The sequence below is a fragment of the Brevibacterium sp. CT2-23B genome, from assembly GCF_013168765.1.
GTDB classification, from domain to species: Bacteria; Actinomycetota; Actinomycetes; order Actinomycetales; family Brevibacteriaceae; genus Brevibacterium; species Brevibacterium sediminis.
This window is the reverse complement of sequence record NZ_JABBYK010000002.1, coordinates 272,812-290,696: the sequence shown is the minus strand read 5'-3', so window position 1 is coordinate 290,696 and position 17,885 is coordinate 272,812. Positions and strand designations below refer to the sequence as shown.

15 protein-coding genes are annotated in these 17,885 nt (G+C 65.5%); 6 read left to right on the top strand and 9 right to left on the bottom strand.

Annotated features, from left to right (window positions below):
- Positions 1 to 136 precede the first annotated feature (136 nt).
- Positions 137 to 1,663, bottom strand: coding sequence for an IMP dehydrogenase (gene guaB, locus HIM68_RS06425; RefSeq protein ID WP_172170762.1), 1,527 nt, complete (start codon positions 1,661 to 1,663; stop codon positions 137 to 139).
- Positions 1,664 to 1,834: 171 nt separating this feature from the next.
- Here guaB and HIM68_RS06420 point away from each other — a divergent pair, with 171 nt between their 5' ends.
- Positions 1,835 to 2,149 (top strand): hypothetical protein, encoded by a 315-nt coding sequence (locus HIM68_RS06420; RefSeq protein WP_139468394.1) that lies wholly within the window; start codon positions 1,835 to 1,837, stop codon positions 2,147 to 2,149.
- A gap of 64 nt (positions 2,150 to 2,213) precedes the next feature.
- Here the strand turns inward: HIM68_RS06420 and HIM68_RS06415 are convergent, their stop codons facing one another.
- Positions 2,214 to 2,876: a GntR family transcriptional regulator gene (locus tag HIM68_RS06415; RefSeq protein ID WP_025776861.1), complete on the bottom strand. Its 663-nt coding sequence runs from the start codon at positions 2,874 to 2,876 to the stop codon at positions 2,214 to 2,216.
- Between the two features lie 9 nt (positions 2,877 to 2,885).
- The gene (locus HIM68_RS06410) at positions 2,886 to 3,971 is read right to left on the bottom strand and encodes a pseudouridine synthase (protein WP_172170760.1); all 1,086 of its coding nucleotides are present in this window, start codon (positions 3,969 to 3,971) and stop codon (positions 2,886 to 2,888) included.
- 210 nt (positions 3,972 to 4,181) lie between these two features.
- Between HIM68_RS06410 and HIM68_RS06405 the strand changes: the two genes are divergently transcribed.
- Positions 4,182 to 4,634, top strand: a complete 453-nt coding sequence (locus HIM68_RS06405; RefSeq protein WP_139468392.1) for a hypothetical protein — start codon at positions 4,182 to 4,184, stop codon at positions 4,632 to 4,634.
- Positions 4,635 to 4,755: 121 nt separating this feature from the next.
- On the opposite strand, the gene HIM68_RS06400 is transcribed toward HIM68_RS06405, so the two are convergent.
- Complete coding sequence (locus tag HIM68_RS06400; protein ID WP_172170758.1) at positions 4,756 to 6,429, bottom strand: acyl-CoA dehydrogenase family protein; 1,674 nt, start codon at positions 6,427 to 6,429, stop codon at positions 4,756 to 4,758.
- Complete coding sequence (locus HIM68_RS06395; RefSeq protein ID WP_172170756.1) at positions 6,426 to 7,028, bottom strand: TetR/AcrR family transcriptional regulator; 603 nt, start codon at positions 7,026 to 7,028, stop codon at positions 6,426 to 6,428. The genes HIM68_RS06400 and HIM68_RS06395 overlap by 4 nt, the downstream gene beginning before the upstream one ends.
- A gap of 135 nt (positions 7,029 to 7,163) precedes the next feature.
- On the opposite strand from HIM68_RS06395, the gene HIM68_RS06390 reads away from it, so the two are divergent.
- Entirely contained in the window at positions 7,164 to 8,681 is a 1,518-nt protein-coding gene (locus HIM68_RS06390; RefSeq protein WP_172170754.1) for a class I adenylate-forming enzyme family protein, read from the top strand.
- A 243-nt stretch (positions 8,682 to 8,924) separates the two neighbouring features.
- Here HIM68_RS06390 and HIM68_RS06385 read toward each other — a convergent pair whose 3' ends face one another.
- Positions 8,925 to 9,272 carry a hypothetical protein gene (locus HIM68_RS06385; RefSeq protein WP_172170752.1) on the bottom strand — a complete coding sequence of 116 codons (348 nt, stop codon included), beginning with the start codon at positions 9,270 to 9,272 and terminating at the stop codon, positions 8,925 to 8,927.
- Between HIM68_RS06385 and HIM68_RS06380 the strand changes: the two genes are divergently transcribed.
- Together HIM68_RS06380 and HIM68_RS18950 are read left to right on the top strand one after the other, a co-directional pair.
- Entirely contained in the window at positions 9,263 to 9,985 is a 723-nt protein-coding gene (locus tag HIM68_RS06380) for a hypothetical protein (protein ID WP_172170750.1), read from the top strand. The two genes, HIM68_RS06385 and HIM68_RS06380, sit on opposite strands and share 10 nt — an antisense overlap.
- A gap of 144 nt (positions 9,986 to 10,129) precedes the next feature.
- Positions 10,130 to 12,964, top strand: coding sequence for a PEP/pyruvate-binding domain-containing protein (locus tag HIM68_RS18950; protein WP_253903784.1), 2,835 nt, complete (start codon positions 10,130 to 10,132; stop codon positions 12,962 to 12,964).
- A gap of 137 nt (positions 12,965 to 13,101) precedes the next feature.
- Here the strand turns inward: HIM68_RS18950 and HIM68_RS06365 are convergent, their stop codons facing one another.
- Both HIM68_RS06365 and HIM68_RS06360 read right to left on the bottom strand, forming a co-directional pair.
- The gene (locus tag HIM68_RS06365; protein WP_172170748.1) at positions 13,102 to 14,523 is read right to left on the bottom strand and encodes an FtsX-like permease family protein; all 1,422 of its coding nucleotides are present in this window, start codon (positions 14,521 to 14,523) and stop codon (positions 13,102 to 13,104) included.
- Entirely contained in the window at positions 14,520 to 15,296 is a 777-nt protein-coding gene (locus tag HIM68_RS06360) for an ABC transporter ATP-binding protein (protein ID WP_172170746.1), read from the bottom strand. Before HIM68_RS06360 ends, HIM68_RS06365 begins: the two co-directional genes overlap by 4 nt.
- A 282-nt stretch (positions 15,297 to 15,578) precedes the next feature.
- On the opposite strand from HIM68_RS06360, the gene HIM68_RS06355 reads away from it, so the two are divergent.
- On the top strand, positions 15,579 to 15,983 hold the full coding sequence (locus tag HIM68_RS06355) for an SRPBCC family protein (protein ID WP_172170744.1): 405 nt from the start codon (positions 15,579 to 15,581) through the stop codon (positions 15,981 to 15,983).
- A 233-nt stretch (positions 15,984 to 16,216) separates the two neighbouring features.
- On the opposite strand, the gene HIM68_RS06350 is transcribed toward HIM68_RS06355, so the two are convergent.
- Positions 16,217 to 17,836: a polysaccharide pyruvyl transferase family protein gene (locus HIM68_RS06350; RefSeq protein ID WP_172170742.1), complete on the bottom strand. Its 1,620-nt coding sequence runs from the start codon at positions 17,834 to 17,836 to the stop codon at positions 16,217 to 16,219.
- Positions 17,837 to 17,885 lie beyond the last annotated feature (49 nt).

The window sequence follows — 17,885 nt, the reverse complement described above, 5'->3', positions numbered from 1 at the left end:
TTTCCGTTGAACAGCCAGGAATTCGCCCCGTGCCCTCAGCCGACCGCACACGCAAGAAGCCGCAGCCTCCGCTCAAACGCGGAAGCTGCGGCTTCTCATCGACCAGAGGCATCTCCGTCAGATGTGCCTGCCTACGTCACTTCACGACGTAGTTCGGGGCCTCGACGGTCATCTGGATATCGTGCGGGTGGCTTTCCTTCAGCCCTGCCGTGGTCAGGCGGACGAACTTGCCCTTGGCCTTGAGCTCGCCGACGGTGCGCGCGCCGACGTAGAACATCGTCTGGCGCAGGCCTCCGGTGAGCTGGTGGGCGACCTGCTTGAGGTGACCGCGGTAGGCGACTCGGCCTTCGATGCCCTCGGGGATGAGGTCGGTGTCGGTGGCGATATCGGCCTGGAAGTAGCGGTCCTTCGAATACGACTTGCCCTTGCGCGGGGCCATCGCGCCCAGCGAACCCATGCCGCGGTAGGCCTTGTACTGCTTGCCGTTGACGAAGATGAGTTCGCCCGGCGATTCGTTGCATCCCGCCAGCAGAGAGCCGAGCATGACGGTATCGGCACCGGCGACGAGGGCCTTGCCGATGTCACCGGAGTACTGGAGACCGCCGTCGGCGATGACCGGCACCCCGGCGGCCTGAGCGGCCTGTGCAGCAAGGTGGACGGCAGTGACCTGCGGGACGCCGACACCGGCGACGACGCGGGTGGTGCAGATCGATCCGGGTCCTACGCCGACCTTGACGGCGTCGACTCCGGCCTCGACGAGCGCCTGCGCGCCTTCCTTCGTGGCGACGTTTCCGCCGATGATCTGCACGGCGGAGAACGCCGGGTCCGACTTGATCTTCTTGATCATTTCGGTGACTCCGCGGGCGTGGCCGTTGGCGGTGTCGACGACGAGGACGTCGGCTCCCGCCTCGGCGAGCAGTCCTGCACGTTCGTAGGCGTCGCCGTAGAATCCGACGGCGGCACCGACGCGCAGGCGGCCTTCGTCGTCCTTGGTCGCCAGCGGATATTCCTCGGTCTTGACGAAGTCCTTGACGGTGATGAGGCCCTGGATGACGTTGTTGTCATCGACGAGGGGCAGCTTCTCGACCTTGTGTTCGGCGAGCAGCTCGAACGCCTTCTCGGCAGCCACGCCGACGGGCGCGGTGACCAGCGGCATCTTCGTCATCGTCTCGGCGACGGTGCGTGTGGGGAATTCGCTGCGGGTGACGAAGCGCAGGTCGCGGTTGGTCACGATGCCGACGAGCACATTGTTCTCGTCGACGACCGGCAGTCCGGAGATGCGATACTTGCCGCAGATCTCGTCGAGCTCTTCCAGAGTCTTGTCCGGGGTGATCGTCAGCGGGTCGTTGATCATGCCCGATTCGGAGCGCTTGACGTAGTCGACCTGGTTCGCCTGATCCTCGGCGGAGAGGTTGCGGTGGATGATGCCCAGGCCGCCGATGCGGGCCATGGCGATCGCCATCCGGGATTCGGTCACGGTGTCCATCGCCGCGGAGACGAGCGGAATGTTGAGCTCGATCTCCTTGGTCAGCCGGGAGGCGGTGGAGGCTTCGGAAGGGATGACATCGGTGTCGCCTGGCAGGAGGAGGACATCGTCATACGTGAGTCCCGTCAGCGAGAACGGATCCTTTGCGGCCTGTGATTCCTGCTCAGGGTTTCCCATGAAGACAGCCTTTCGACGCGAAGATACGGTGGCTCAATGCTATCGGAGCGAGAGAGTCGACCGCTATGGGTTCAAGCACCGGGCACTGTGAGACTGGCTACACAGGCACTGGCGCTGAAATCAGCACGTCGATGCGCCTCGCGCTGGAATCCGGTCCAGTAGCCTGGCTCCATGATCAAGACGCCGGAGATCCGCATGTTTCCCAGCCACGGACGCCGCTGGCCGCTCTGGGGCGACGTGGAGCATGACGAACTGTGCCTCAAACCCTCTGACCTCGATCTCTCCGATGAGCTCACTCTGAATCTCCGAGCACTCCATGACTTCTGGGAACGCCATGACACCAGCTTCTGGACCACTCCGACAGCAACAGGGTGGGACACGAACGAGAATATGCGAGTGTGGGAGTTAGCCGAGGCCGAAGTGAGGCGCCAACTGGTCGATGAGGTTGCTCAGTACGGCATCGCTGTCGAGCACAGAGATGACTGACTCCGCCCCGCTTTCCGTGCCCTACAGGCACAGATCGTCGCTGCGCCGCATCCTCACCGAAGCGCTAGCGCCCCTCCCCCACAGACCGTGCGAGGTCGAGGGTCGAGGCTTCGGAATCGTCGAGGTGGATGCGCAGCAGTCCTTCGGCGCCCTGCCGGTCCCCGGATTTCATCTTCTCGAGGATGTCCCGGTGCGGGTTCGCCCAGTGCGAGTGGTACTTGCCTGGTTCGGGCGAGCGCGAGAATGTCGTCGACAGTCGGGCCATGAGATTGAGGTAGAACTCGTCGAGCAGCGGTGAACCCAGCAGCCCGACGATCGCACGGTGGAACGATGCCGAGTGTTCCTGCGCGTCGGCCCAGGTTTCGTTCTTCGGTGCGGTTTCGGCCCGGACCACGGAGGCTTCGACGGCGGCCATCGCCTCGTCGGTGGCGTCCTGGGATTCCTGGACGGCGCGGATCTCGAAGACCCGGCGGGCACGGTAGAGGTCCTTGAGTTCGTCGATGCCGAAGGTGGAGACGAAGAAGCCCCGGTTGGGTTCCTGAGTGAGCAGCCCGGCGTGGCGCAGCAGGCTCAGCGATTCGCGGGCGGTGTTGCGCGAAACGTTGAATTCCTTGGCCAGGGCACCATCGCGGACCGGGCTTCCTGCCGGGTATTCACCGTCGGTGATGCGGGTGCGGACAAGGGCGACGATGGCCTCTGATGTGCATCCGGGGGCGTGTGGACTCATAACACCAGGCTACCGGGTTTCGCCTGGATCGGAGCTGACTGCGGCGGGTTCGAGTTCGAGTCCGCTCTCGAATCGTCGGCTCAGCCCCGTCAGCGGATCATCGAACGCGATCTCCGCGGCCAACAGCTGCAGCGGTGATGAGAAGTCGTAGGGGTCCGGGGCGAGGTCGACCGGGTAGACCGGATCACCGAGGATGGGCAGCCCGAGCGCGTTCATGTGCACCCGCAGCTGGTGCGTCTTGCCCGTGACCGGACTCAGCTCGTATTCGGCAATCGCATCAATTCGCCGAGGTGGTGCTCCGTTTCCGTCCCCCGCCCGTTCGGACGGGGCACCGTCAGCTCCACCTCGCCGAGGTGGCGGCGAGGTATCCGTGTCACCTCGCGATGGCTCGCCGTCCGGTGGGGTGATGGTCCGAAGCAGTCGGATCCGACTGACCGCATTCGGCTCCCCTGCGACTTCGTGCACCTGGCGTCCGCCGACGGGTTTGACCAGGCGCGATTCGCGAACGAGCGGGAATTCGAGCTCCGGCGGCGGGGCCGGCGCCAGGGCGCGGTAGGTTTTGCTGACTCGTCGGTCTTGGAACAGGCGCTGGTAACGGCCGCGCGTCTCGGGCCGTTTCGACAGGACCAGCAGTCCGGCGGTGATCCGGTCGAGGCGGTGGATGGCGACGAGATCGGGCTGGCCGAGGTCGACGCGCAGACGAGTGACGACGCATTCGCGGACGAATCGTCCGTTCGGGGTACTGGCGAGGAAATGGGGTTTGTCGACGACGAGGAGGTCATCGTCCTCGAAGACGATCCCGACCTCGAACGGGATTCGCTCTTCGGGCGGGACCGGACGGTGGAAGAAGTAGAACCCGCCGGGAATGACCGGATCGTCCCAGGCCACCGGGAGCCCCGCCTCGTCGCGCATGTCCCCATCTGTCAGCAGCGCCCGTCGGGAATCGGGGGCCGCCTCGGGGAACTCGGATTCGAGCCACTCCCCGATCGAGTCGGGAACGGGCAGGTGATTCTTCGCGTGGGTGGCCTTGCCGCCGGGGGCGCGCAGCGCGGTCGCCGAGATTCCTTCTCGGGGCGAGAGCGGACTGCGGGGCATGGGGTCAAGTCTATGCGGTGCCGTCTTCGTCCCAGTCTTTGCGGTGCCGTCTTCGTCCCAGTCTTTGCGGTGCCCCGTCGTCGTCGCGGTCGCGGAAGCATTGGCGTGGAACCGCACGAAGTCTGCCGCATACCGCAGATCCGCCGCGGTTTCCGCAAAACTCCGAGACGCCTTCGAACTCCCAACGACTGAGCACCTATGGTGGGACACATGGACCGCATCGAACTCACGCAGGATGTCCTCTGCGAGAAGGTCGTCACTCCGATCGTTCTCGCGATGTTCGCCGATCACGAGTGGGACAGCATCGCGATGCTCCGCGATACCGAAGATGAGCGTCGGCTCTTCGCGCGGATCGTCGTCGCCGGGGAGGCCGTTGAAGTCCTCCTCGATTACCCAGGCAACGATGAGAGCCTCTACGACATGCAGGAGCGCCTGGTCGCGGAGTTCCGGTCGTTCATCGAAACTTCTGAGTTCGGTGCGCGACGCGCCCCGGAATGGGAGGCCGATTCATTCGCCCTCGAGCACAAACCTGCTGTCGTCTCTCGCACTCCGCGACCGGATTTCGAGGGACCGCCGGACTGCGTTCAGCGTCGACTGCGCAACCGCGGCCGAGTCATGCGCGTCGACCGCCGCCGCTGCGTCTCCGCTCACCGCCGCGACTGAATTCCGCCGCGACTGAGGTCACAGGTCACCCGAGGGTTGCAGCACAGTTTGAGTTGAATAGCCCATGTTTGAAACTGGGCTATTCAACTCAAACTGTGCTTTCAGCGCCCGGGCCGCCTGCTCACGCCCGAGCGACGAGGAAGTCGACTTCGACTCCGTCGGGCAGGGCACCGAATTCGCGGCCCCGATCGGCACCGAGGCGGGCCGCCGCAAAACTGGCCGCCACTTCAGCTGGGGCGGATTCGAAGAGGATCGACGCCTGCATGAGCAGCGCCATCTTCTCCACAAGGACACGGCCTCGCGCCTGCAGCGCCGCTTGCGCTGCCGCATCCCCGGAATCCAGATCCTGCACCGCCGACTGCAGCGACCGGGCCAACGACTCATACGCCGCATCGAAGTCCGCGTGTCTGCCCAGCCCGGTCTCGAGGAAGCCGAGGAACGTCTTCGCGCTGCGCGGTTCGCGGGCCAAGGCACGCAGCACGTCGAGGACGATGACGTTTCCGGAGCCTTCCCACACGGCCATCACCGGCTGCTCTCGGTAGCGGCGAGCCAGAGGGAAGGACTCCGTGTAGCCGTTGCCACCGAGGCATTCGAGCGATTCATAAGCATGTTCGGGACCGCGTTTGCAGATCCAGTATTTCGCTACGGCGGTGGCCAGACGTCGGAAGTCGGCCGCCTCGTCGCTATCGTCGTCATAGGACGCGGCCAGGTGCAGCGCCGTATAGGTGGCTGCCTCAGCTTCAAGCTGGAGGTCGGCAATGACGGCGCGCATGAGCGGCTGGTCGATGAGCGCAGCCCCGAAGGCCGCACGCCCGCGAGCGTGCCAGGCCGCTTCGGCCACGCATTGGCGCATCCCAGCGGTCGAACCGAGGACGCAGTCGAGGCGGGTCTGGGCGACCATCTCGATGATCGTGCGGACACCCTTGCCCGCCTGCCCGAGAAGCCATCCGTGTGTGGCGTCGAACTCGACCTCCGAGGAGGCATTGGACTTGTTCCCGAGCTTGTCCTTGAGCCGCTGGATCCGGAACGTATTCCGTTCTCCGCCAGGCAGAACACGGGGTACGACGAAGCAGCTCGGGCCCTCATCGAGTTGGGCGATGACGAGGAACGCATCGGACTGCGGAGCCGAACAGAACCATTTGTGGCCGGTGATGAGGTAGTGGTCGCCGAACGCAACGCCGTAGGTGGTGTTCGCGCGGATGTCCGATCCGCCCTGCTTCTCCGTCATCGCCATGCCGAAGGACACTGCGGACTTCGACGCCGGGTCCATCCGCCGCGGATCATAGCCGGCGGCCGTGGCGCGTGGCACCCAGAAATCGGCGAGCGCGGGATCGGCACGCAGGGACGGCACGACCGCGTGCGTCATCGACACCGGGCACGCATGTCCGGGCTCGACTTGGGAGAAGAGCATGAACCGTACGGCACGTTCGACATTGGCCCCCGGCCCGGGATGAGTCCAGGCGTAGGAGTGAGCTTCCGCCTCCAGCGCATCTCCGACAATCCGATGATAGGCCGGATGGAAGTCGACCTCGTCGATGCGGTTACCCCAGTCGTCGTGGGTCCGCAGCTCCGGTCCGTGGACGTTGACCAGGCGAGCGTCGCTGATGAAGTCCGCACTGCCGACGAGCGCTCCGATGCGTTCGACCTCGTCAAGCGAGGCATCCGGCGCATAGTGGGCGAGCGCGTCCTTCAGGGCCGTATTCAGCGTGAACTCGTTGATATCTCGCCGAGGTGGTGCCTGGTTGAACACGGTATGCGTCGTCCGCGGGGCGGTCGGTTCTGCGGTCGTGGTCATGGTTCTCCTAATGCCGATCGGGTGAAGGTGGTCAGTGCCTTGACGAGAGTTTCGATCTCCGCAGGACTCGGGTTCGCGGTAGTCGGGTCGAGGATGTCGACGAGGTTCTCTCCCACGCATCCGACGATCGAACGGGCGGCCACCTCGGCGGGGATCTGCGTGCCGCCCACGCGGTCCAGGGCGGTTCCGATGACGGCGACGTATCCTCGGCGCAGCCGCAGCCGTTCGCTCTGCACGGGTTCGGGGACCTCTTCAAGCAGCAGCGCGTGGGCGAGCCTGCGCCCCGCGACGGCTCGGCGAACGAAGACCTCGACAGTCGATTCCGCGATCTCCGAGGCCGTGGATGCTTCGGCGACTGTGCCGGCGATGACATCCAGCTCGTGACCGGCTGCTTGGGCGAAGACGAGACGCAACAGCTCATCCCGGTTGCTGAAATACGTGTAGATCGACCCGGCGCTGCAGTCGGCCTCGACGGCAACGGCGGCCACATTCGCCGAGGCGAATCCACCGCGGGCGATGACGTGTCGGGCAGCACGTTCGATGCCTGCGCGGCGCGCCTCGGCGTTGGCCCGAGTGCGCTGGGTTGCGCGATATGCCATCCTCACCCCATCGGTCGCAGCGGCACCACGGTGTCGACGTCATCAACCTCGGCGCCAGCCCGAACTGTCGCTTCCCCAAAGAAATGAATCGTGGTTCAATTGTTCTCAGTATGGCACTCGTCACAAGGAGAAGCAATGAAGCTTGGAACCATGCTCGACACCACCGTCCTGCGGAACCCGGACAAAGAGGCCGTGGTCTACGAGGATCAGCGCTTCACCTATGCCGAGCTGCGGCACCGGGCGCTCAAGGCAGCGCAGGTGCTCGCCGACAACGGAATCCGGCCCGGCGACGCCGTTGGCATCATGACGTTGAATGTTCCAGGTTTCGTCTTCGCCGCTTTCGGTGCCTGGTACCTCGGGGCGACGGTTGTGCCGATCAATCACAAGTTCCAAGCTCCGGAAGTCAAATACACGGTCGAGCATTCGGGAGCGAAGCTCGGCATCGTCAGCACCGAACTCGCCGGAACCGCGCGGGCCGGGGCACCGGGCGTCACCTGGCTGGAGACAGAACCCAACGACCCGGGCAGCTTCGATGTCCAGCTCGAGAACTCCACGGAGGCGGCGCCAGGCGACTTCACCGATGAACAGGTCGCGCAGATTCTCTACACCTCGGGCACGACGAGCTCGCCGAAAGGGTGCGTGCATTCGCATCGCAATATCGTCCAGGTCGGCACACTCATCAACCTCAATATGGGCTACCAGAGCGATGACCGGTACCTCATCTGCATGCCGATCTGGCATTCGGCGCCGCTGAACATCGCCCTCGTCCCCACCATCCAGATGGGTGGAACCGTCGTCCTCCAGCGGGCGTATCACCCGGTCGAATCGATGCAGATCATCGCCGCGAAGCAGATCACGACGTTCTTCGGACCCACCGTCGCCTATGTCGCGCCGATCATGACCGCGAAGAAGCTCGGCCTCGACTTCGGTGATTACGACTTCTCCTCCATTCGCCGGTGGAACTACGGCGGTGCCCCGATCGACCGGTCGACGGCAGCCATGCTCATCGACGCCTACGGGACCAACCAGTTCTACAACCTCTTCGGCATGTCCGAGATGGGTCCGACCGGTTGTCTTCTCGGGCCCGAGGATCAGCTGCGCAAGGCAGGATCCATCGGTCGGCACGCGATGGTCGGCAACGCGATGCGGGTGGTCACGGCCGACGGGGCCGAGGCGGGTCCCGGGGAAACCGGCGAGATCTGGTTCGCCGGTGACACTCGGATGCGCGAATACCTCGGCAATCCCCAAGCCACCGAGGCGGCCTTCGCGGGAGAGTGGTATAAAACCGGTGATCTCGCCCGGCTCGACGCGGACGGGTACCTCTATATCGTCGACCGCTCGAAAGACGTCATCATCGTCGGCGGTGAGAACGTGTTCTCCCTCGAGGTCGAGGAGGCCATCATCACTCACGACCGGGTCGCCGATGTCGCGGTGGTGGCGAAGCCGGATCAGCAATGGGGCGAGCAGGTCGTCGCCTTCATCACGACTGCAGATGGTGAGGACTTCGGTGTCGAGGAACTGCGCGACCACCTGGCTGACAAGCTCGCCCGCTACAAGCTGCCACGCGAAGTCTTCGTCATCGACGAACTTCCGCGCAACCCTTCAGGCAAACTACTCAAGCACAAACTGCGCAGCGAGGTGGCTGCCGACTGACGAAGGCCGAGACCCGCGGTCGTCCTGGCCGACCGTCGATTGCATAGCCAGGACGTCCCATCCCACCCGGACCTGTGGTGGACTGGTGTCATGAGCGATGCCTCACTGAGCCTGCGCCACCGGATCATCAACGCGGCCATGCGCACCGTGTACTTCGGCCACATCCGCGTGCTCGACCTCAGCTCGAGCCCGGATTCCCAGCCACCGAAGTCGGCATCATCTCCCGCCGAGGCGACCCCCGCCTCAGGTGCCGGCCGTCCCGTCGCATCCGCTGACTCTCCTTCCGCGCCCGACGGAGGTCCCGTCCGGCGACCGCGCCTCATCATCGCCAGCCACCGCAACGGCGCGATCGATGGCCACCAGGTGCTCGCAGCGTTCCCGCACGCTCAGTTCCTCGTCTCGATCCAGCTGCTGCGCCACTGGTTCCTCCGCCTCTTCATCGCCGGCATCCCCGTCGTCCGCCCTAAGGACGTCGAGCGCTACGGACTCGATCCCGCCTCCGTGGCCAGCCCCGTCGAGGCAGGACTCGCCCACCTGCGCCGAGGCGGTGACCTCGGCATCTTCCCCGAGGCCAGCAGCGATTGGGGCCACCGTCCGCGCCGTACAAGTCCGGCGCTGCCCGGATCGCGTGTGCCCTCATCGAAGACGGCATCGACGTCGAGGTCATCCCCGTGGGCCTGTTCTATTCGACCCCGGATCGGTTCCGCTCCCGCGCCGAGGTGGTCCGCGGTCACGCGGTCACGATTCCCGACCGCGACGGCAGGGAGGACAAGGAATGGGAGGCGGCGGTCGCCTCGGCGATGGGTGCCGCCCTTGACGATGTGTCGGTGAACTGCCCCGACGAAGCGACGTTCACCGCTGTCGAAGCCCGCGCCCTCGACCGGGCGCGGAGGACTCCGGGCAGCTCGGCGAGCTATGCCCAGTCGTTCCTCGAGCTGCAGAACGCGAGCGGTTCGGTCGCTCCCAAAGAAGACGGCCCCACCTCGGCTGACGAGGCCGAGGGCCGCACCACCTCGGCGAATACCGTCTCCAGACCGCGAACCTATCCCGTCATCAGGTGGGTCGGATTCCTGGCTCTGTGGCTCTTCGCCCCTATCCTTGTGGCCGCCGCAGTCGCCGGGTCACGCGCGGAGGGTCGCAATACTGTCACATTCTTTCGCATCCTCGCGGGCTTCGCAGCGGTTATGGTCTGGATACCGGCGCTGATCATCGCGGCGTTCTTCTGGCCCGCGGTCATCGGCGCCGGCGTCCTCAGCGGGGTGCTCGGCTGGCTGCTGCTGGGAGTCCGTCGCATCCGGCTGTGAACCGCTCTTGCTCGACGAACCGCATCGACCCTTCAACCCCACCCCACCCGACGAACCGCACCGACCCTCCAACCCCACCCCACCCGACGAACCGCACCGCACCCGATGAACAGTTTCGTGAACCGCAGATCCGAAGGAGCCCCGATGAGCCTCACACTCCGCTTCACCGATCCCCTCGCCACCGAGCTGGCCCTCAGCGGCGGCAAAGGCGCCAGCCTGGCGAAGTCCGCGCAGAACCTGCCCGTTCCCGGCGGCTTCATAGTCACCGCCGACGCCTATTCCCAGTTCATCGCACCGCTCCAGTCACGGATCACCGAGCTTATCGGCACCGACTCCCCCGCCGAGGCGATCGCCGACCTCATCCGTGCCACCCCCATCCCCGATGCTTGGCTGTCCGAATTCGACGAAGCCGTCGCCGAGGCGGGACTGACCGGGCAGGCCGTGGCAGTGCGGTCCTCGGGCACGATGGAGGACCTGCCGGGTGCAGCGTTCGCCGGGCAGCACGACACCTACCTCGGTGTGCGTGGAACCGCAGCCATCGCCGAGGCGGTGCGCGACTGCTATGCCTCCCTGTGGAACGAGCACGCCTTCCGCTACCGCCGGCAGCTCGGCGTCGATCAGCTTGAGGCGAAGATGGCCGTCGTCGTCCAGCTCATGGTCTCCGTCGCCGCCGACGAAGCCGCGGGTGTCGCGTTCTCCGTCGACCCGGTGCGCGGCAACACCGATGAGGTGCTCATCAACGCAGCCTTCGGCCTCGGTGAGACTGTTGTCGGCGGAGAGGAACCCGTCGACGAATTCCGGGTCCGCCGGGACACCGGCGAGCAGGTCGCATCCGAGATCGCCGAGAAGCCCACCGCGCTCGTCATGACCGGCGGTGGGAACGGCGCGGGCGACGGAGCTGGCCACGACGTCGGAGGCGACCGCCTCGGTGAGGGTGACGGTCGGGGCGGCGACCGCCTCTGTGAGGGAGGCGGCGCGCGGACGAGGGTCGTCGACCTCGGCGCGGAGCAGCGCACGCGTCCGGCGCTGACAACGGCGCAGGCGAAACAGGTCGCCGAGCTCGCGGTGGCCGCGGAGAACCATTTCGGGTTCGCTCAAGACATCGAATGGGCGCTGCATGACGGCGATCTCTATCTGCTGCAGTCGCGGCCGATCACGCGGGTGGCTCCGCGGTGGACCCGCGATGAGTCCGCGGAGCGCTTCCCCACCCCGGTGACACCGCTGACCTGGGATCTCGTGGAGGCCGGCTTCCATCATTCGCTCAATCACAGTTTCGATCTCATGGGGCTGCCGCCGTTCGATGACAAATGGTTCGTCATGCGCGACTTCTATATCTACGGCAATCAGACCGCAGTCGATCTCTACGCCGGTCGGCTGCCGACGAACATGCTCTCCAGCGTCGAGACGATCACCGAGTCGCTGCCCCAGATCGCTCGGCAGTTCGGGTGGGTGCAGGAGCTGCCGGTGCAGTGGATGCGTGATCTCGACACGTATCTCATCGGGATCGGTCGCCTGTCGAACGAGCCGTTGGAAGAGAAGTCGCTGGCACAGGTGTGGGATCACGTCATTGCGATCAGTGACCTCGGCACCGAATATTTCCGGCCGAACATCGCGATCTCGCTGACTCAGGGCACGCTCTATGCGGCTCTGCAGCACATGCTCTCGCTCGCACTCGATGACGAGCAGGCACAGGTGGTGTTCGAACGCCTCATGGCATCGACGGAGACGAAGACCTCCCAGGTCAACGCTGAACTGCGCGAACTGTCGCAGCTCGTGGCCGCCGACGCCGATCTGCTCGCCGCGCTCGAAGCCCACCATGGTGAGGCCGGAGTCGCGGAGTTGGAGAGGTTCTCGCAGTTCAAGGCGTCTTTCGACCGGTTCCTCGCACAGCACGGCCACCGTGAGCTCGACTTCGACGCCTATCATCCGACCTGGGTCGAGGCCCCGCACATCGTGCTCGACCAGATCCGACTCCTCGCCGCCCGGACCGTGGCCGAGGCAGAGGCTTCGGACGCCGGGGCCAGTCCAGCGGGTGGTGGAGACCATTCGGCCGCTGCGACAATCGGCTCGCCGGAGTCGGGTTCGGGCACAGGGGCCGCGACCGCGCCGATGACGGACATGGAGCGCAAGATCGTGCAGGCAGAGACCGAACTCGCCGTCGTCAATGCGGCACCTGAGAAGCTGCGCTATCTCGTCCAGGAAGTCATCCGTCTGGCCCGCACCTACACGGCACTCGATGACCTCGAGCACTATCAGACAACGCGGCTGACCCTGCCGATGCGGCGCGCGCTGAAGGAGCTCGGCGGCAGGCTCGTCGATGCCGGGGTCCTCGTTGAGGCCTCGGATGTGTACTTCATCGACTTCGAGCACCTCGACACGGCGATCCGTGCCGACGCCGCGAACCGCGCCCTGGGCGCCACCGACGCCGCGAACCGCGACCTGGGCGCAACCGGCGCCGCGTACCGCGAGGTGTACGCCACCGGCACTGCCGCAACCCGCGCCTCAGCGAGCGCGGTCGCGGGCACCACGGGAACAGGATCCGCTCTGACGAGCCTCACCGAGATCGCCGCACAGAACAAGGCTGCCTACCAGGCTGCGGTCGATCGCACACCCGAATGGGAGTACGGCAAAGCAGCAGCCGCAGTCGACGCTGACAGCGACCACATCACCGGCACCGCGGGCAGTCCGGGGACCGTCGAAGGTGAGGTCTTCGTCGTCCACTCCCCTGCTGACTTCTCGTCATTCCCCGACGGAGCGATCCTCGTCGCGCGCACCACGAACCCGGCATGGACCGCCCTGTTCTACCAGGCCGGCGGGGTGATCACCGAAAGCGGCGGGGCACTCTCACACGGCGCGGTCACCGCCCGTGAGCTCGGACTGCCCGCTGTCATGGCCGTGCGCGACGCAACCAGCAGATTCACCTCGGGCCAGCGCGTCCGCGTCGACGGATCCAACGGAAACGTCATCGAACTCGACTGAGGCGCAGAGCTCGATTCAGCCCGGGCGACAGTTCTACACAGTTTTAGTTGAATAGCCCATGTTTGAAACAGGGCTACTCACCTCAAACTGGGCTGCTCGCCGCGGCCTTGCCGGTAGCCATCCGCAGCACCCGCACCTCACACGGCTTCGAGCGCCTCGACGGGACTGATCGAGGTGGCCGCGCGGGCGGGTTCGCGGCTGGCGATGAACACGGCGATGAGGGTGCCGACGATGACGGCGATGACGACCGTCCAGGGCACGCTCGGTGCGAAGAGGCCGAGCAGGGGCGAGAGCAGGGTCAGTGCACCGACCCAGCCGAAGCCGATGCCCAACGGCACGGCGACCGCGCAGGCTGTCAGACTCAGCTGCAGGCCTTCGGCTGTGATCATCCGACGCACGCGCTTCGGAGTCTGGCCGAGCGCCATGAGCAGCCCGATCTCCTGAGTGCGCTGACGCACGGAGAGCATGAGTGTGTTCGCGACGCCGATGACGGCGATGATCACGGAGAAGAGGATGAGGGCCAACGCGAACAGCATCGACTTGTCGATGACGGTGGCCAGCGCGTCTTCGAGGCCGCCCCACCCTTCTTCGCCGAGCGACCTGGCATACCGCAGCAGCTGATCGCGGAAGGTCGTCATGGCGGTGGCGAACATGACGATGAGCGTGATGCCGATGACGAGTCCGATGACCGTGCGCGCGTTCCGGGTGGGATGGCGGGCGATCGTCGAGGCGGCCAACCGGGACACAGCGGTGCGCCCGCACAGCCAGCCGATCGCCGACTGCAGGGGCGGCAGGATCCACGGATGGCCGATGATGACGCCGAGGAAGGTCAGGCCCGAGCCGAATGCGGTGAGCACCACGCTGATCACGCTGATCCGATGATCGGCGGCCCCGATCACGGAATTGACGAGGAACGTCAGCCCCATGGACAGCAGAATCAGCGAGGCGGTGAGCCCGCCGAGTGAGGCGCGGGCATCCTCGGGCCGGGCCTCCACCGCCTGCGAGGTCGCCTCGATCGGTGAGATCCCCGTGATGCGGCGCGCACCCAGGTACGCCGACAGCCAGGTCACGATGATCGTGGCGAGCGCTGGAACAGCCATGGCCGGGGTGAGGAGGGCGACCTCCTCGGTGATGGCGCTGCCCAGATAATTCTGGGCCGCTTTCGCCAGCCCGGTCGACGCCGCGAAGGCGAGCACCGCGGCGGGGACGGAGATGACCAGGCCCTCCACCGAGGCGGCCCTGCGCAGCCGTTTCGACGACGCCCCGATGAGGCGCAGCAGAGCCAGCTGGCGGCTGCGACCGGCGATGATGATCGAGAACGTGTTCGCGATGACGATCGCGGAGACGAAGAGAGCGATGAGGAAGAAGGTGACACCGATCATCGAGAGGAAGTTCTGCGCGGTCTCGGACTCGGCGATGATCTTCTCGGACGACAGCCACGCGGTCAGGATCGCGATGCCCTGCATGATTGCGGTGCCGAAGAGAGCGGCGATGAAGACGACGAGGATGCTGGGGAAGAACTGCCGCGGGTTGGTTCGAATTTCGCGCAGCGGGTTCATCGACTCACCGCGGATTCGGCGCGTTCGTCGATGTCGAGCATGGTCGAGGCGATCGCTTCGGCGGTGATGGTGTCGTTGAGTTCCGTCACGGGGGTGCCGTCGGCGATGAAGATCACGCGGTCGGCGTGGGCGGCGACGATCGGGTCGTGAGTGACGAGCACGATAGATTGGCCGAAGTCGCGGACGGCCTCGACCATGATCGCCATAACTTCGCGACCGGACTTCGCGTCGAGGTTGCCGGTCGGTTCGTCGGCGAAGAGGATGTCGGGGCGGGTTGCGAGCGCCCGGGCGATGGCGGTGCGCTGCTGTTGACCGCCGGAGAGCTCGTTGGGTCGGTGTTTGAGGCGGTCTTCCAGCCCCAGGCGGTGGACGACCGTGGTGATCCAGGCGCGTTCGTCGGCATTGGGCCGACGGTCGTCGAGTTCGAAGGGCAGGCGGATATTCTCTTTGACGGTGAGCGTGGGCACGAGGTTGAACGCTTGGAAGACGAATCCGATCCGGCGGCGGCGCAGGGCGGTGAGGTCGTCGTCGCGCAGCTTCGTGATCTCCTGTTCGCCGAGGTGGACTGAGCCCGAGGTGGGACGATCGAGTCCGGCGAGGACGTGCATGAGTGTTGATTTCCCCGAGCCCGAGGGCCCCATCACCGCGGTCAGTTTGGCCGGTGCGATGTCGAGGCTGACCCCGCTGAGAGCCGTGACCGCGGCCCCTTTCGGATCGAAGACCTTCGAAACGTCGCGAAGTCGGGCGATGGGCATCGTTGGGCCGGTGGTCATAGATTCCTCATGCGTCGGTGCAAGCTGTCATTTCCAGACTAACGAGGATCGGGCTTAAGAAACATGAAAAGCGACTGGCCAGTAGGTGTGAGCGAGCTGTGTAAGGTCTGCTGCGAGCGGCACGAGGGAGGGCACTCTGGGCCGGACCGCGTGCGATGGTCGGCCCGCGTGCAACGGCCGTCCCGCGTGCGAGGTACCGACCCGCCTGCGATGGCCGTCCCGCCTGCCATGGTCCGCTCCCTTTCCCTGGCCGCGCGGCTTCTCTTGTGGTCCACTTGGGAGATGACGAATCCAGCGCTCCACCTATCGACGTCCATCGACGCCTCACCCTCCGAGGTGGCGGCCTTCGCCGGCGATCCCGCGAACCTTCCGGCCTGGGCCGCAGGACTGAGCAATGGAATCCGCGAGGCGGGCGGCCGCTGGATCACGGATTCCCCGATGGGCGAGGTCGAAGTCCGCTTCGGCCCGCACACGGAGCTGGGCATCCTCGATCACGACGTGATCTTCCCCGACGGCACGATCGTGCACAATCCCCTGCGGGTGCTCGCCAACGGCACCGGCACCGAGGTGGTCTTCACTCTGTTCCGTCTGCCGGGAGTCGACGACGCCGAGTTCGACCGGGACGCCGACATGGTTCGTGCCGACCTCGTCCGCCTGCGCACTCAGCTCGAGAGCGACCGCGCCTGAACACGCCCTGCCTGAGCAGCCTTCGTCCAGGCCTCGCGCGCGTGCGCAAAGCCGACACCAACGACACGGACCCACGCCCGAGCACGCCCTAGACGGCACGAAGCGCGCAACCTCGACTGGGTCACAGTGGCATCAGGCTTTTTGTACACCTGTCTCTGAATTGCCCAGGCTCCTCAGTGTGCATTTCAGAGCAGGGTGTGTCGAAAGTGGAATTCTGCGCGCCCGAGGCCCGCTCAGACCTGCTTGCGCGACTGCATCGTTGCCAACTCACCGCGGCGTTGCGCTGCCTCAGTGAAGCGTTTGCCGACGGCCTTCGTACCGCGCCGAACGCGCCGCTTGACCTTCCGCTGCCAGCTCAGCACCTTCCTGGCTGCCTTCACCGCGAGCATGCCGTCCTGCCGCTCATGTCTGGCGTTGCTGATCTCCAGAGCGGCAGCTGCGTCCCTCGCCTGCTTTCGTGCCACAGCCAGCTGGCGGTCGCGCTTGGCCAGCAGCAGACCGAATTCTTCGATTGCTGAGAGCCGTGCGCGATTGGCTGCTGCCGCAGAATCGAATCGGTTATCCACCTCGTCCGCGTGGAAGAAATCCGGGGCCGGCACCGAAGACGCGCTAGGAGTCTCGCCTGACCCATCGCCGACGGTATGAGCGACGACGAAGTCCCACCAGTCGTCGTGTTCGGCGCGTCTGCGGGCAGAGCTGTCGGTGAGCGCGGCGTGGAACTCAGCCCGGTTCTGCGCCACTCCGACTCCTGTCGCGACGACATCATCGACACTGTCCACAGGTAGGACGAACTGTTCCATCCCCACATTCTCTGCCGCCCCTCGCATGCGGATGGACGAATAGAGGTTCGGGACGAGCGAGATGAACGGAACCGCGGCGGCACCGGCGAAGATCCCCGCATGATAGCGAGTGCCGATGACGAACTCCGCCTTTTCGGTCAGGGCGATAAGCTCTCTGGCGGTGAGCATCCTCGTGGATGTGACGGACTCGCGTCCGACCTCACCGGCGATCTGGTCATTGGTCAGCTGGTCCCTTGTCGGCAGGGCAGGCGGCAGGCCGCCTCCGTGGGGAACCAACAGAACGTTCAGTCCGGTCTCGTCGGCGAGCCTGCGCGTGATGTCGACGAGATGGGCGTGATAGTCGCTGTCCGCGAGCACCGGGGAGGATGCCTTCTCCGCGTAGCTGGCCAAGATGAACGGCTCAGCCGTGAGGTCGTCGACTGCTTCGCGGTCCTCTTCCCGGGCAGTCAGTGAGAAGGCGTCATCCACCTGCCTGCGTACGACGGCACGCTTGCCGCCGACTTGCTTCGCGAAAGTGGTCGTATAGCTCTCCCTGCTGCCGACGAATTCGGCGTCGGCGAGGAATTCGTAGACGAGCTTGCGATCCTCGTCGTAGATGAGAGGGCCGAGGGTCTGGCTCGTGAGCGCATAGGGTCGATTGAACAGTTTCGCCAATCGCCCCAGTGTCACCCGCTCATAGATGTGGTGGGCGAACATGGAGTTGAGGTTTCCGCCACCGGCGATGAGCACGGCGTCCGAGTCGCGAACGGTCTCGATGACGGTGCGCGCAGGGTCGTTCGGGGTGAGAGTGCGGCTGCGACCTTCGGATTCGGCGAACTCGAGGATGCGCTCCATCCGCGTGATATTCGGTTCGCGATCACGTTTGAAACCGATGCGGGAGATGGCATCGACACCATACATCTCGCTGGCGTGCTGCGGCTGACCGGCGATGAGGGTGATCGAAATGTCGCCTCTGCGTTGGAGCGCTTCGATAGCCAGCTCCGTCATCGCCTCATCGCCGAGGTGGTAGAACCGGCTCCACCCGACATCGCCGATCATCGTAATGCGCTTCATATCTCCCTTGGATCTGCGGTGAGGCCCCGGATCGGGGGGCCTCCGCGAC

Bases quoted from the DNA above. Each gene is read 5' to 3' on its own strand.
- guaB (WP_172170762.1), bottom strand. From the start codon at position 1,663: ATGGGAAACCCTGAGCAGGAATCACAGGCCGCAAAGGATCCGTTCTCG.
- HIM68_RS06420 (WP_139468394.1), top strand. From the start codon at position 1,835: ATGATCAAGACGCCGGAGATCCGCATGTTTCCCAGCCACGGACGCCGC.
- HIM68_RS06415 (WP_025776861.1), bottom strand. From the start codon at position 2,876: ATGAGTCCACACGCCCCCGGATGCACATCAGAGGCCATCGTCGCCCTT.
- HIM68_RS06410 (WP_172170760.1), bottom strand. From the start codon at position 3,971: ATGCCCCGCAGTCCGCTCTCGCCCCGAGAAGGAATCTCGGCGACCGCG.
- HIM68_RS06405 (WP_139468392.1), top strand. From the start codon at position 4,182: ATGGACCGCATCGAACTCACGCAGGATGTCCTCTGCGAGAAGGTCGTC.
- HIM68_RS06400 (WP_172170758.1), bottom strand. From the start codon at position 6,429: ATGACCACGACCGCAGAACCGACCGCCCCGCGGACGACGCATACCGTG.
- HIM68_RS06395 (WP_172170756.1), bottom strand. From the start codon at position 7,028: ATGGCATATCGCGCAACCCAGCGCACTCGGGCCAACGCCGAGGCGCGC.
- HIM68_RS06390 (WP_172170754.1), top strand. From the start codon at position 7,164: ATGAAGCTTGGAACCATGCTCGACACCACCGTCCTGCGGAACCCGGAC.
- HIM68_RS18950 (WP_253903784.1), top strand. From the start codon at position 10,130: ATGAGCCTCACACTCCGCTTCACCGATCCCCTCGCCACCGAGCTGGCC.
- HIM68_RS06365 (WP_172170748.1), bottom strand. From the start codon at position 14,523: ATGAACCCGCTGCGCGAAATTCGAACCAACCCGCGGCAGTTCTTCCCC.
- HIM68_RS06360 (WP_172170746.1), bottom strand. From the start codon at position 15,296: ATGACCACCGGCCCAACGATGCCCATCGCCCGACTTCGCGACGTTTCG.
- HIM68_RS06355 (WP_172170744.1), top strand. From the start codon at position 15,579: ATGACGAATCCAGCGCTCCACCTATCGACGTCCATCGACGCCTCACCC.
- HIM68_RS06350 (WP_172170742.1), bottom strand. From the start codon at position 17,836: ATGAAGCGCATTACGATGATCGGCGATGTCGGGTGGAGCCGGTTCTAC.